Annotated in this window: 12 protein-coding genes; 5 read left to right on the forward strand and 7 right to left on the reverse strand. The window is 57.5% G+C overall.

All coding sequences use genetic code 11. From position 1 onward, the window contains the following. Positions 1-13: 13 nt before the first annotated feature. Positions 14-1,999 carry a transglycosylase domain-containing protein gene (locus HNI00_RS09215; protein ID WP_316792690.1) on the reverse strand — a complete coding sequence of 662 codons (1,986 nt, stop codon included), beginning with the start codon at positions 1,997-1,999 and terminating at the stop codon, positions 14-16. 603 nt (positions 2,000-2,602) lie between these two features. On the opposite strand from HNI00_RS09215, the gene tyrS reads away from it, so the two are divergent. After that, positions 2,603-3,826, forward strand: coding sequence for a tyrosine--tRNA ligase (gene tyrS, locus HNI00_RS09220; RefSeq protein WP_316792691.1), 1,224 nt, complete (start codon positions 2,603-2,605; stop codon positions 3,824-3,826). Positions 3,827-3,911: 85 nt separating this feature from the next. Here tyrS and HNI00_RS09225 read toward each other — a convergent pair whose 3' ends face one another. Continuing rightward, entirely contained in the window at positions 3,912-4,535 is a 624-nt protein-coding gene (locus HNI00_RS09225) for a hypothetical protein (protein WP_316792693.1), read from the reverse strand. A gap of 906 nt (positions 4,536-5,441) precedes the next feature. On the opposite strand from HNI00_RS09225, the gene HNI00_RS09230 reads away from it, so the two are divergent. The 3 genes from HNI00_RS09230 (at position 5,442) to HNI00_RS09240 (ending at position 9,381) form a co-directional block, all read left to right on the forward strand. After that, on the forward strand, positions 5,442-7,220 hold the full coding sequence (locus HNI00_RS09230) for an ABC transporter substrate-binding protein (RefSeq protein WP_420156336.1): 1,779 nt from the start codon (positions 5,442-5,444) through the stop codon (positions 7,218-7,220). A gap of 81 nt (positions 7,221-7,301) precedes the next feature. Next, complete coding sequence (locus HNI00_RS09235) at positions 7,302-7,571, forward strand: YciI family protein (protein WP_277773324.1); 270 nt, start codon at positions 7,302-7,304, stop codon at positions 7,569-7,571. Positions 7,572-7,584: 13 nt separating this feature from the next. Next, positions 7,585-9,381: an LIC_10190 family membrane protein gene (locus tag HNI00_RS09240; RefSeq protein WP_316792697.1), complete on the forward strand. Its 1,797-nt coding sequence runs from the start codon at positions 7,585-7,587 to the stop codon at positions 9,379-9,381. An 87-nt stretch (positions 9,382-9,468) separates the two neighbouring features. Here HNI00_RS09240 and HNI00_RS09245 read toward each other — a convergent pair whose 3' ends face one another. After that, positions 9,469-10,251: a Uma2 family endonuclease gene (locus HNI00_RS09245; RefSeq protein ID WP_316792698.1), complete on the reverse strand. Its 783-nt coding sequence runs from the start codon at positions 10,249-10,251 to the stop codon at positions 9,469-9,471. Between the two features lie 314 nt (positions 10,252-10,565). On the opposite strand from HNI00_RS09245, the gene HNI00_RS09250 reads away from it, so the two are divergent. Beyond that, entirely contained in the window at positions 10,566-11,543 is a 978-nt protein-coding gene (locus HNI00_RS09250) for a cysteine synthase A (protein WP_297080835.1), read from the forward strand. On the opposite strand, the gene HNI00_RS09255 is transcribed toward HNI00_RS09250, so the two are convergent. The 4 genes from HNI00_RS09255 to HNI00_RS09270 form a co-directional block, all read right to left on the reverse strand. Beyond that, positions 11,540-12,127 (reverse strand): hypothetical protein, encoded by a 588-nt coding sequence (locus tag HNI00_RS09255; protein ID WP_316792699.1) that lies wholly within the window; start codon positions 12,125-12,127, stop codon positions 11,540-11,542. The genes HNI00_RS09250 and HNI00_RS09255 overlap by 4 nt on opposite strands. A 98-nt stretch (positions 12,128-12,225) precedes the next feature. Then, positions 12,226-12,495: a hypothetical protein gene (locus HNI00_RS09260; RefSeq protein ID WP_316792700.1), complete on the reverse strand. Its 270-nt coding sequence runs from the start codon at positions 12,493-12,495 to the stop codon at positions 12,226-12,228. Between the two features lie 25 nt (positions 12,496-12,520). Further along, positions 12,521-12,712: a hypothetical protein gene (locus HNI00_RS09265; RefSeq protein WP_172354028.1), complete on the reverse strand. Its 192-nt coding sequence runs from the start codon at positions 12,710-12,712 to the stop codon at positions 12,521-12,523. A gap of 179 nt (positions 12,713-12,891) precedes the next feature. Beyond that, on the reverse strand, positions 12,892-14,022 hold the full coding sequence (locus HNI00_RS09270; RefSeq protein WP_316792701.1) for a TIGR03364 family FAD-dependent oxidoreductase: 1,131 nt from the start codon (positions 14,020-14,022) through the stop codon (positions 12,892-12,894). Positions 14,023-14,049 lie beyond the last annotated feature (27 nt).

The following is a 14,049-nucleotide window of genomic DNA, read 5'->3' on the forward strand; positions in this document are numbered from 1 at the left end:
AGACCTCGAAGCGCTATGGCCGAATAAACGCTGACGGTGGCTGGAAATTCTCCACAGGCACATCCTTCAGCGCCCGCAGCATAAAGTTTCGCCAAATCGGAGCGACATATCGCCCCCCCGTTGCGCCCTGTCCGACGGGGCTATAGTTGTCGTTGCCCACCCACACAGCCACCGAAAGCTGAGGCACATAGCCCACAAACCAGATATCTCGTTCCGCAGAGGTCGTGCCCGTCTTGCCTGCCGCCGGGCGACCGATATCTGCCCCCTGCGCCGTCCCGCGAGTAATCACGCCCTGCATGATGTCATTCAGTGAAGCGACCGCCCAGGGATCTAGTACTAGTTGCGGGCGGGGAGTATTATCCAGCAGCACGCGCCCGGTGCTGTCCGTCACGCGGACGATAAAGGTCGTGTCCGACTGCCAGCCGCCGCTGGCAAAGGTGGCATAGGAACCCGCCATTTCCAGCGGGGTCAAATCCACCGACCCCAAGGGCAGCGACACCACCGGCTCGATAGGACTCTTGATGCCCAGTGTGCGGCAGACTTCGATTACGCGGTTAATCCCCACTTCTTGCCCCAGCTTCACAGCGGGGATATTGCGCGATTGCTCCAGCGCCGCCCGGAAGCTCATGGCTCCATAAAAGCCGCCGCCATAGTTCTGCGGGCGGTAGGTTTCGTAGCCGTCGGGATAGCTGACGGGCGTGTCCATCACAGTAGATTCTGGCGTGTATTTACCCGAAGCCAGCGCTGCGTAATACACAAACGGCTTGAAAGCAGACCCCGGCTGGCGCAGCGCCTGAATAGCACGGTTAAACTGGCTGGTCTGATAATCCACGCCGCCGACCATTGCCTTCACGAAATGGGTGCGCGGATCGACGGCCACCAGCGCCATCTGGTCTGCCCGAACGCCCTGGCGACGCAGGCTGCGGTGTCCTTCCCGAACCACCTGTTCGGCCATGTTCTGCATATTCAGGTCAATGGTGGTCTGCACTCGCATTCCACCCTTAAGTACGGCATCTCGACCAAACCGCGTCTGGAGTTCCTGCTCCACGGCTTCAGTGATGTAGGGCGAACGGCTAGTGGTGAAAGAGGTAATGTCGCCCAGAATAATCGGCTGCTGCTTGGCGGCGGCAGCTTCCTGGGGTGTGATCCACTTTAGCTCTAGCATCCGGTTCAGTACGATTGCCTGACGACGCTTAGCCAGTTGATAATCCACGAAGGGGCTATATTCTTCTGGAGCCTGGATTAGCCCAGCCATCATGGCCGCCTCCGCCAGGTTAAGCTGCGAGGCGGGCTTGCGGAAATAGCTCTGGGCGGCGGTCTGTGCGCCATAGTTGTTGTGCCCCCAATAAACCTGGTTCAGATACATTTCCAGGATCTGGGGCTTGGTGAAAATCTGCTCTAGCCGAAGGGCCAGGACGGCTTCGGCGATTTTGCGGCTGAGCGATCGCTCTGGCGTAAGAAACAGGTTCTTAATCAACTGCATCGTCACCGTCGAGCCGCCTTCCACCGTGCGCCCTTCTTCCAGGTTGCTGAGCAGCGCCCGCCCGACGCTGGTGGGGTTAATGCCGTGGTGCTGATAGAAATAGCTGTCTTCGATCGCCAGCACGGCCCGCTTCAGGTGCGGCGACACCTCATCCAAATCCACCACTTCCCGATTGAACTCGTCGTGGATGCTGTCGAGCAGCACCCCCTTCACGTCATACACATAGCTCGTCTCAGCAGGGATATAGTTCCGCAGCACTCGAACATCGGGCAGGTTGCGGAAGCTAATCGCCAGCCCCACCAGCCCCCCCGCGATGACGGAACTGGTCAGCATTGTGGTGCCCAGCAGTGTTCCAGCCGTGACCTTGCCGACCGCCTGCACAAACTTGTAGATGGGGGCAAGATTACTGGTCTGAACATAGCTTTCGACCCGGGGCGCTTCGGCAGCATTGGCAGCACGCACCTTGGCAGATGCTTTCTTCTGGGGCTTCTTTTGACGGGCGGTGTTTGACGACACGGCAGGAAAGGGTTGGGGATTCAGTCAGAAAGGGTTATAGGACGAAGGGAAAGGGTGAAGTGGGGGTGCGTCACCACAGGGATAGCCCCGATATCACTGGCAAAACCAAAGGAATTTGTGAACCTTCAAGCTGAGCAGCAAAAATGGCGATGTGCAGGTGGTAAAGCGAGACGAGTCGTGAAAAAATGAGACTTTGGCTTTTGGAACAATTTGCGCTGAGGGATGCCCCACAAACTACCAAACTACATCGATATGGATTTGGATCAGAGCATGAGCTAAGTGAGTTAGAGAAAAGAAGTCGAGTAACTAACTAAGATAGCGGAGGATCTGCCGATTCGTCATGGCTTTTGTCATAGGTATTGTGACTCACTAAAGCTGAGCTATATCGAACCGCCACTCTTTCTTATAACTTGAAGTACAGCCTTCAGTAAGTATGGCTGATGATTACATAATTTTCGAGTCTTGCGCGGTTTTCTAAAGATAGGGAGCAGATTTGCTCTACAGGGGGCATCAAAGGTTGCCCGATTGCGCCTATCGCGGTTCTTATAACTGTTAACTGTCAAATTGTTACTGTCAACTCATTCCTCCAGTACCGTTTATCCTATGACTGACTTATCGACTGATTCCTCTTTTCAATGGCTGTATCGGGGTATCAGCGAAATTTTTCCCGATCAGCGGGAGTCTCAGAATGCTGATGAGAACCTGGCGCGGCGGCTAGCGGAGAGCGATCGCCCCTTACGCATTAAGTTTGGCATCGACCCCACGGGCACGGACATTCACCTGGGGCACAGCACGGTCTATCGCAAGCTGCGGGCCTTTCAAGACGCAGGCCACACGGCGATTCTGCTAATCGGCGACTTTACTGCCCGCATCGGCGACCCCACCGGCAAGTCGGACGTTCGCAAGCAGTTGACGGAGGCAGAAGTGGCTCAAAACGCCCAGACCTACCTCGACCAACTCCGGCCGATTTTGGACTTTGACACGCCGGGGCGACTGGAGATCCGCTACAACTCCGAGTGGCTATCGAAGCTAGACCTAGCAAAGATTCTGGAACTGCTGGGCACGATGACCGTGGGGCAAATGCTGGCGAAGGAAGGCTTTGCCGAGCGCTATGAAAAAGAGACTCCGATTTATCTGCATGAGTTTCTCTATCCGCTGATGCAGGGCTACGATTCGGTGGCGCTGGAGGCGGATGTGGAACTGGGCGGCACGGATCAAAAATTTAACCTGGCGGTGGGGCGCGATTTGCAGCGGCACTTTGGGCAGCGGCCGCAGTTTGGGCTGCTGATGCCGATCTTGCCGGGGACGGACGGTGTGCAGAAAATGTCCAAATCGCTCAATAACTACGTGGCGCTGCGGGAAGACCCGCTCTCGATGTATTCCAAGCTGGAGAAAATTCCCGACAGCGCCATCCTGCAATATTTTGAGCTACTCACCAACCTGCCGCTGGACTCGCTGCCAGAAAACCCGCGCGATCGCCAAAAGCTCCTTGCCCTCGAAGTGGTCAGCCAGTATCACGGCAAAGAGGCGGCTCTCGAAGCCCAGAAAGCGGCGCTGAATCTGGTGCAGGGTGATGCAACCAAGGCCGAAGCCGTGCCGGAGTTTTCCCTCGCAGAGATTCAGTTTCCCGCCAAGCTGGCCTACATTCTCAGCGCCAGCGGCCTGTGCAAGAGCAGCAGCGACGGACGGCGACAGATTCAAGGCGGCGCAGTGCGGCTGGATGGCGATCGCCTCGACAATCCTGACACCAGCTTCGACACGCCCGACGCGCTGACGGGCAAAGTCCTACAAGTAGGCAAGAACCGCTTTGCCCGACTCGTGCCCTAGTCACGATTCAGTCGCTTGATTGAGGCGAGTTGATTGAGGCGAGTTGATTGAGGCGAGTGAGTAATGCAAAACGGCTGATTCCTCTCTAGCGGCTACTGTTGGGCAGCAGCGGCCGCACCACCATAAACCCAGCCCCAAAGGCCGTGATGATAATCGCCAGCACGGTGAACCAGAGCCAGAGTCCGCTGAGGTCGCGGGGGCTGCTTTCCGACGGGTCGCCAAGGGGCAGGCTACCGGGCTGCTCTGTAAACCGGAGGCTGTCTGCGAGGGCGTGGGCCTCGGAGATGGCAGGCTGGGATGGCGGGGCTTTGGGTTTGGAGGAGGTAGGCGATTTCTTGGAAGGCGGTTGAGAGACAGGCGGGGCAACGGGGCGGATCTGCTGGGCGATCGCCGCTGCGTCTTCCTGGTCGGCGCGAGTGGGCGCAACCCATGCTGCTTGAGACATGCCCGCAATCTGCTGAAGATTTAGCACCGACGCACTCAGTCGCTCAATTTCCTGGCGAAACTGCTGATTTTGATAGGCAAGCTGCTGGTTCTGCTGATGCAGCGAGTCCAGCATGGCTTTGCTAGCCTGAAGCTCTGCCGATAGCTCGCGATAGACCGACATGGGCACCGTCGGCGCGTAGCCCGCAGCGGGCGCGGCAGGGGGATTGGGCAGGGCGGCCCCAGGGTTCCGCAGTGAAGGATCTGGGTTGGATTGGGGTTTCATGCGTCGGATCTTGCGTAAAGGGATTGGGGTTGTTTAGGGGTTGTCTAGAGTTTGTCTAAACGATTTTGTCTAAACGATCAGGACTGGACAGTAGTCGATCACGAGTCTTACTAAGGGTATGGGCAATTTTCAAAAAAGGCTCATTCAGTCCACTAAATTTTTTGTCGCAGGTTTGTCGCAGGTTTGTTGCCGGTGCAACTGCGAGGGCGTGTTTTAAAACCGATCCCCCCTAGCCCCCCTTAAGAAGGGGGGGACCGAGCCGAACCACTCCGGAAGTCCTCCTTATTAAGGGGGATTTGGGGGGATCGACTCAAGGCAATTAACGACCTATTGATCCCCCCTAGCCCCCCTTGTTAAGGGGGGAACCAAGCCAAACCACTCCGGAAGTCCCCCTTAATAAGGGGAATTTAGGGGGATCGCCTCAAGGCAATCAACGACCTAATTGATCCCCCCTAGCCCCCCTTAATCCTTAATAAGGGGGGAACCGAGCCAAACCACTCCGGAAGTCCCCCTTAATAAGGGGAATTTGGGGGGATCGACTCAAGGCAAGCAACGACCTAGAAGGTTTTAAGAGCCTGCCTAGCGTTCTTCCCAGCGTTCTGAGGACATCTTTGGGCGATCGCCCTTACTATACAACTAAAACATCCGCACTATCCACAGTCAATCGAAGGATCGAATGAATAATCGACTATCGAAGCCACGCCGTTCCCTAGCCAGGGGCTTCAGTCCCTCCTCAGGTCGCCCCGTCAGACCAGCCCCTCCAGTTCGCTATGGTATGACTATTGCAGGTCGCTCCCGTATTCTTCCATGCGAATCATGATTTTCAGGCTTTTCTCACGGCTCATAGGTCGGCGGCGCGGATGGCGCTCTGGGCGCACAGGCTTTCACCAGAGTCCTACTTGGACGATGGCTCCCCGGCTGCGCTGGGCAGTGCCGTCTCTGGGCGTGCTGCTGGTCATGGCGATCGCCCTCACAGGCTGCAACCCAAGCCGGTTCACCACTCAGGCAGCCCAAGTGCCGCGCATTGTGCTGGCAGAACTGAGCGACCCCAAAACGTTTAACCCCCCTATGAGCAATGAGGTCAACCCGTCGCTGGGGCTGATGTTTAGCGGGCTACTGTCGCAAAACGGGCAGACGGGTGAGCTAGAGCCGGAGCTAGCCGAGTCTTGGGAAATTTCTGATGATCAGCAACGCATTACGTTTACCCTGCGCGATGGGCTGAAATGGTCTGATGGCGAACCGCTGACGGTGGATGATGTGCTGTTCAGCTTCAACGACATCTATTTCAACCCGAATATTCCCAGCAGCGAGAGCGACATTCTACGTGTGGGGGTAGAAGGCAAGTTTCCGGCGGTGACGAAAGTGGGCGATCGCCAAGTGGAATTTGCCTCACCGGAACCCTTCGCGCCGCTGCTCCGCTTTGCTGGAGGGGTGCCGATTCTGCCCAAACATGCCTTGGCAGACGATGTGTTTTCCACTGGGGCCGATGGTAGGCCTCGGTTTCTTGCTGTTTGGGGCACCGACACGCCACCAGCAGAACTAATTGGCAGTGGCCCCTATCGCCTTAGAAGCTATCAGCCCGCCGAGCGGATTACGCTGGAACGCAACCCCCACTACTGGCGCAAAGACGCGCAGGGCAACCCCCAGCCCTACATCGAGCAATACATCATGCAGATTGCAGGCTCGACCGACACGGCGCTAATCCAGTTTCGTTCCGGCGGGCTGGATGTGCTGGGGGTCACGCCAGACTATTTCGCCCTGCTGAAGCGCGAGGAAGAACGCGGCAACTTCACTATCTACAACGGTGGCCCGGCGTTGACGACGACGTTCCTGGCCTTCAACCTTAACCAGGGCAGCCGCAATGGCAGACCCCTGGTAGATCCCATCAAATCCCGCTGGTTCAACAGCGTGGAGTTTCGCCAGGCCGTCGCCTACGCGCTCGATCGCCAGCGCATGATCAACAACATTTACCAAGGCGTTGGCGTGCCCCAGAACTCGCCCATTAACAAACAAAGCCCCTATTACTTATCGCCAGAAGAGGGGCTGCCTGTTTATGACTACAACCTCGACAAGGCAAAGGAACTGCTCCAGCAGGCGGGCTTTCGCACCAATGCCCAGGGGCGGCTGACCGATGCCGACGGCAACTTGGTTCGGTTCACGCTGATTACCAATGCAGGCAACAAAATCCGCGAAAGCATGGGGGCCCAAATCAAGCAAGACCTGGACAAACTGGGAATGACGGTGGATTTTCAGCCGATTGCCTTCAACACGCTGGTCGGCAAGCTTTCCGACACGCTGGATTGGGAAGCACATATTCTGGGCTTTTCGGGCGCGGGCGTGGAGCCAGACGGCAGCCGCAATGTGTGGTCAGTTGACGGGACGCTACACGCTTTTAATCAGGGGGCACTGCGCGGACAAGACCCCATCGAAGGGCGCGTCATCGCCGATTGGGAGCAGCGGATCAGTGACCTCTATATCGAAGGTAGCCAGCAGTTGGACGACGAAAAACGCAAAGCCATCTATGCCGAAACGCAGCGCCTTGCCCAGGAATACCTGCCGTTTATTCACTTGGTGAATGCGCTGTCGTTGTCGGCGGTGAGAAACACCGTAGACGGGGTAAAATTTTCTGCGCTGGGCGGTGCGCTCTGGAACATTTACGAGCTGCGAAAAATCAGCCCGGAGTAAGTAGGGGGGGGAAGATTGAAAATTGAAGATTGAAGATTGAAGATCGAAAACTGATATAGCTTATAGCTCTCAACTGCAAAAATGCCGAAATACGTCATGTGGGGCAGCTACTGCGAAAACGTCGTCGAAAAACGCGCCCCCTATCGCCAGGCCCACCTCGATCGTCTCGCTCAGCTCAAAGCCGCAGGCTCCGTCGTCACCCTTGGCCCTACCCAAGACCTGACGATGGTGTTTGGCGTGTACGACGCGCCCGACGAAGCCGCTGCCCGCACGCTGGTCGAAGAAGACCCCTACTGGAGCGCGGGTATCTGGACGGAATATCACCTGAAGGAATGGATTCAGGCGTTTTGACAGGGTGCTGCTCATGCTGATTCTTGTTTCGGCCTGGATTGGGCTGTTTTTTTGCACGGTTATCCCTGGAGCAGCGCTGTTAGAGTGGATTGGCGCGAAGCATTTTAGTCGCTGGGGCGATCGCCTGATTCTATCGGCCTGGCTAGGCACACTCCTTCTTGCGTCTCTGCTGCTTTCAGCCTCGCTAATCGCTCCATTGTCGCCGTCTGTGGGCATCTGGGTCGCCCTCCAACTGGTTCTTCTAGCGTTGCTGCTTCCATTTGGGAGACGGGGATTAGAAACTCTGTTGTCGGGTTTCTCTAGCCTTCCTCGCTGGGCTTGGGTATTGGCAGTAGTTCTGCTGCTGGCGATCGCCCTTTTGGCCCAAGGGGCAACGCTGCCCGATACCGGGCTGTATCATCTTCAGCTTGTGCAATGGCTGGGGCGCACGGGGTCAGTGCCGGGGCTGGCACTGCTGCACGACCGATTTGGATTTACCTCTACTTGGTTTGCCCTCTCAGCCCCCTTCTCAACGGGCGATCGCCTGGGGACGATGGTGGGGCTGCTGGGTGGGTACGCGACGTTCCTGACTTCGCTGCACACTGCTATTGCAGTGAGGCATCTGCTGAACGATTCCCTGGCGCGGGTAGGAGATTGGTTCATTCTGATTTCTTCTGCCGTTACACTGCCTGCGGCAATTTCCATGCGGGCGCTGCCCTCCACTTCCCCCAATCTGCCCATCATCTTCCTGGTGGTTTTGGTGTCCTGGGTGCTGATTGAGAGTCGCCCCGGACTTGCTGCGGCACACTTGCTCCTGTTGCTGTCAGCCGGAGCCGTGGCAATCAAGCTCAGCGCTCTGCCCCTGGCGCTGGTCGCATTCGTCTATGCCCTGGTGCAGACCTGGAAGCGTCCCATGCGCTTACTCCGGCTGCTCATTTTGCCTGCATTGCTCGTCCTGCCCGTCGTTCTTGCCTCATTGGTGGTGAGTGGCTGCCCGCTATTCCCTTCACCAATCCTCTGCATGGACAGATTGCCGTGGGCGGTGGGTTCAGATCATGCGAGGGCGATCGCCTCCAGTGTGGGGCAATTTGGCTTGCAGCAGGCAGGAGGCAATGTCTGGGCGTTTCTCTTCAAGCGTCGCCCTCATGCAGGTTTTCTGCTGGTGTGTTCAGCCCTGGCGGGGGCATTGCTGCTTTGGGAGCTTCGCCGTCCCTTCGCCTCGCCCAAATCTCCGTCCCTCCTGCCAGGATGGTTTTCGGTCATGTGTATCGCGCTGCTCGGCATCTTCATGATTGCCAGAGCAGGATACAACCTCCGGTTTGGATTGGCCTACTTGCTACTACTGCCTGCCTATCTCGCTGCGATCTACGCACAGCGGCGATCGCCCCTAGCGTCCCTGTCTTTGTTTGTGGTGGGTGCATCCGGGGCTACTATCTGGCAGTCAAATCCCTGGTTTACAGCCGCGCTACTGGTAATTGCCATTGCCATCGCCGCCATTGGGTTGAAACTAGCGTGGCGCAGGTCTTCTCAAAATTCGCTACAGGTTGTTTTTTTGATCCTCCCAATCCTTCTTCTTCCAGGGCACTTTGTCCTGAAGAATCCAGTGCGATTCTCCTGGATCTCGCCGTCCTCTTCAGTTCCACGTCCTGAACAGGTTGAACTCATCTTTGGGCAGTCCAACGACGTGCCATATGGCTATCCCGCGCAAGGTAAGCGCTGCTGGACTGCCCCCCTGATTTGCACACCAGTCCCCATCGAAGGAGTGCAAATGAGGAATCCAAAGCGCTCATTCCGGGGTGGTTTCATGAGAGCGAATGCATCCCAAAACTAAAACCGCATTTGCCGAAAATAGGCGATCGCCTGTTGCCGAGTTGAAACAGTCTTGGTCGTAAACAGCAGGCTTGGTCAATCTGCTCAATTACCCTGCTTCGGTCAAGCACTGCTCAACCTCTGGCAGCGGCAGGCTCAAGGCTTCGGCGATTTGCTGGGCGCTGAGGCCGAGGGCTTGCAGCTTGGGAATGGCCTCGTAGCGCGATCGCTCTGCTGCATCTGCCCGCTGCCGCTCCGCCTCGACTCGCTGCCGTTCCTGCTCCACCAAGTCCCACAGTTCATCAGGAATCAGCAGCTTTTCCCCCGTGTCTTCCCGATAAAAGGCAATGAGTTCCCCATCGGGTTGCAGCCGCAGGTTCAGCACGGCGCTGCGCCCGTCGGTAATCGGCTCATACACCTCACGGTGCAGCCGATAGCCGCGCAGTTGTTCGGGAATCCATTCGCCCTTGGGGTCAAATAGCCAATATTCCTGCACGCCCAACTGCTCATACAGCGTGTATTTGAAGGTTTCGTCGTGCCGGGCCGTGCTGGATGAGGTCATCTCAAAAATCACCGCAGGCACTTCGCCCTCTTCCCAAATTTTGTAGCTGTCGCGTCCGCCTGGCTCTACGTTTTGGATCACCATCACGTCTGGAGCCACCCGCAGGCGGGGAAACCCCTGGGCGTAATACAAAAACTGATCTGCCAGCACCGTTGCCCGCTGCCCTTTGAGGTACTGTTTTAGCACTTCCAGGGTCACGATAATGGCGTAGAGGTGAATGTAAGTTTCGGCCAAGGGTTTACCATCGGAACTGGGATAGACCACCGGGGGGGGCGATGGAGCGGTTTCCGGTGGCAGAGCAGGCTGGGTTTGGAGCGGCTGAGTCACCATTTGCGCTGACCCCAAGGCTGTAGAAAGGTAGAGAGCGATAAGACCAGGGAGGACTGACGCACTTGCGATAAGCTCTTTGGGTTTTGGACAATTTTTGCGGGCTGCGCCTGCGAAAAATTGTCCAACTGCGTAAGTCCTGACCAGAGAGGGATAAAACTAGACTAGCAGGCGGGGGGCGATCGCCCTGAAAGCAGCCTAAAAGCAGCCTAAAAGCAGCCTGAAAGCAGCCTGAAGCCAGCCAGAACCCCCATCGACCGGTTTCCCCAATTCACCCCAAGCTCTAGAATGCTGGGAGGACTTCACGACACAGCGGCATGGATATTAAGAGCGGATTTATCGGCACGATTGGGAATACGCCCCTGATTCGCCTGCACAGCTTTTGCGAAGAAACGGGCTGCGAAATTTTGGGCAAGGCAGAATTTCTCAACCCCGGCGGCTCTGTGAAAGATCGGGCGGCGTTATACATCATCCAGGATGCCGAACAGCAGGGGCGTTTGAAACCGGGTGGGACGGTGGTAGAAGGGACAGCAGGCAACACGGGCATCGGGCTGGCCCACATCTGCAATGCCAAAGGCTACAAGTGCCTGATCATCATTCCCGAAACCCAGTCGCAAGAAAAAATGGAGCTGCTACGGACCTTGGGCGCAGAGGTGCGTCCGGTGCCCGCTGTGCCCTATCGCGATCCAAACAACTACGTGAAGCTGTCGGGGCGGATTGCCGAAGAAACAGAGAACGCCATCTGGGCAAACCAGTTCGACAACCTGGCCAACCGGCGGGCGCATTACGAAACCACCGGGCCCGAAATCTGGATGCAGACAGACGGCAAGATCGATGCCTGGGTAGCGGCGACGGGCACAGGCGGCACCTACGCCGGAGCCGCGATGTTTTTCAAAGAAAAGAACCCCAATATCCGCTGCGTGCTGGCTGACCCGATGGGCAGCGCGTTGTACAACTATTTCAAAACGGGAGAGCTCAAGATCGAAGGCAGCTCGATTACGGAAGGGATTGGCACGAGCCGTGTGACGGCCAACCTGGAGGGTGCGCCAGTGGATGACGCGATCCGCATTGACGACCATGAAGTGCTGCGCGTGGTCTATCAGCTTTTGCACAAAGACGGGCTGTTTATGGGCGGTTCAGTCGGCATTAACGTGGGGGCGGCGGTAGCCCTGGCCAAGCAGATGGGGCCGGGGCATACGATTGTGACGGTGCTGTGTGACGGTGGGGCCCGCTATCAGTCGCGCCTGTATAACCGCGAATGGCTGGCAAGTAAGGGCTTGCTGATTGCCAGCTAGGGCAGCGGGCGGGTGCGCTGGAGCCAAAGACGCATATCGTCGTATTCCAGTTCACAGTCGCAGCTTTCGGCTAGCACGATCACGGTTTGCGAGTCTGGAGACTTGAACCAGGCGCGAACTGTGTAGCCCGGTTCGGGGCGAGTAATTAGAACCGGAATTGCGTCCAAATTGCCCGGTTGGGCGCTGGGATCTGCTTCGCCCTGCTGTCGGAGAAAGTCCGGAAGTGCGAGGTTCGCTGGATTGGGCAGGCTGCGGATGCGGAAGGAATACATGCCGCGAGGGGCGATCGCCCGTCCCCCCTGTTCCACACAATGCAGTACCTCAAAGGTTCCAGGATCGAGGATTTCTACCGTACCGTCGGGCAGCGTGCGGGTTCTGAAGTTCTCTGGAATGGCGATCGCCACGCCAAACTGCGGCAGTTCTAGCGTCCGTAGACTGTCTGAGGCGGGCACTTCGGCGATGTCAGGGCAAGGCGTAGCCCCCAGTTCTGATGCCAGATTGGTTGGCCCAGAGCGTGGCAGCGCCAAGGGCATCCCTGCACCCAGCAGCACGCCTGTGAACAAAACCAGAAGCTGAATTTTCATTCCCTGAACCTGCTTCTAGACATTCAGCACCCAGCGCCATCGCCAGCGTCTTGATCTAGAACTACAGCAGAACAGGTCAGACTTCCAGGCAGCTTGACCTACCAGCGGCGAGTTTTTTGCACAATATCCACTACGCCTGCGCCAACCGTGCCCAGCAGCAAGATCCACAGCAGCCCGCCGGGAATAAACGTGAGAACGCCCAGCCCGCGCATCACCCAGACCGTGACCGTAATGCCCAAGAGAATTAGAAACGCCGCAGTCGTTGGCTTCATCGCAGTTTGCCCCAGCAGTTTGCCCCAGCAGTTCGCCCCAGGATTCGCCCCAGGATTCGCCCCAGATTCGCTCCATTCCTGCCCCCTGTTCTCCACAGGCGAACGACAGGATAGCGACAGCTTAGCCGCGCCTGCGAACGCCCGCCAAGATGCCCGACCCGATCGCCAGCAGCACCAGCGCGTAGACCGCTTCTCTGGGGATTTCCGTCAGCAGACCGAAGGATTGCAGCAACAGCAAGATTGCCATCATGACCAGCAAAATGCCAGCGACGTAGAGAAAGATAGTGATGGCTAAGTTGGGAGAACGACCCACGGGTGAAACTCCATTCAGGGCAGGGCGGTGTGTCGAGCAGCAGGGCACGAAGAACCGGGTACGATGGTCTATTTTGACACGGGATTGACCCTGCTGGGGAGAAGTTGGCATCTCTTGGTTTTACGGAAGCCGCAGAGCAGGCAGGATGGGAAAGGAGTGGGGCGATCGCCCGCACTGGATTAGACCAAGACCTGCCGATCTAGCACCTCTTCTGCCAGCCCAAAGGAAAGCGTCATGCCCGCGCCACTCAGCGCATTCACCACCGTCACACCCGGTTCGGGATGCTGAATCCAATGCACCTGCCCTGGCAGTTTGGCGTAGATCCCGTGCCAGGTTTCGGCGATCGCAAAACTGGGAGCGCAGGCAAAGCCTCGCAGATATTCCAGCACGGCCTGATTCACCTCGGCACGGTCAAACGGATCGGGCGACAGACCGTATTCGTGGGAATCGCCCAGCACCAGTTCGCCTGCACGATTTTGCGACATCATGACGTGAATGCCCCACTTGGGGAAAAAGGGCGTTTCTGTGGCGATGCGCTGTTTCAGGGCGGGCAGCGATGGACAGTCGGCAAAGGCGGCATAGTGGGTCAGCGTCAGTCCGGCGCAGAGGGATGGCCCAATTCGCCAGCCGTTGGGCTGTGGCCCGGTTCGCATCATTTGCAGCTTGACCTTGGTCAGTCCACTGGCAGCATACAGGTCAGGATAAAGCGTTTCAAAATCAGCGCCGCTACAGACGAAAATTTCCTCCGCGCTCCAGGGTTTGCCGCCTGCTAGCACTTGGGGATGGGCGATCGCCGTTACCGCTTCCCCAAACCGAAACTCCACCCCATACTTGGCCGCTAAGTAATCCGGCAGTTGGGCGATCGCCTCTCGCGGGTCAACCGTCATCTCTGTCGCGCTCCACAGCGCCCCCAACAGCCCCTCCGTCACTGCCGCCGCACTTTTTTGGGCCACTTCGCCTGCCGTGAGCAGTTGGATGGAATCGGCGGCGCGGTTTGCCGCGACAAATTCCTCCAGCACCGCCAGCTCATCGGCCCGATAGGCCAGGTGCAGCGACCCGCATTCCTCAATGCCAAATCCAGCGCCCTCCGCTGCTTCTAGCCAAATCTGACGTGATTTTAGCGCCCGCGCATACAGCGCTCCCTGGGGTTGCCCAATCGGCCACACCATGCCAAAGTTGCGAATCGACGCGCCGATCGCCCGCGTATTTCGTTCAAACACCACCACCTGCCGACCGCGCTTTGCGGATGCCAGCGCGTGGGCCAGCCCCACTATTCCCGCCCCGACAACAATGACCTCTACTTTACTCATTTTTATTCATCAATTTTGTCTTTGAGG

It is taken from the genome of Thermoleptolyngbya oregonensis NK1-22 (genome assembly GCF_032705245.1).
GTDB classification, from domain to species: domain Bacteria; phylum Cyanobacteriota; class Cyanobacteriia; order Elainellales; family Elainellaceae; genus Thermoleptolyngbya; species Thermoleptolyngbya sichuanensis.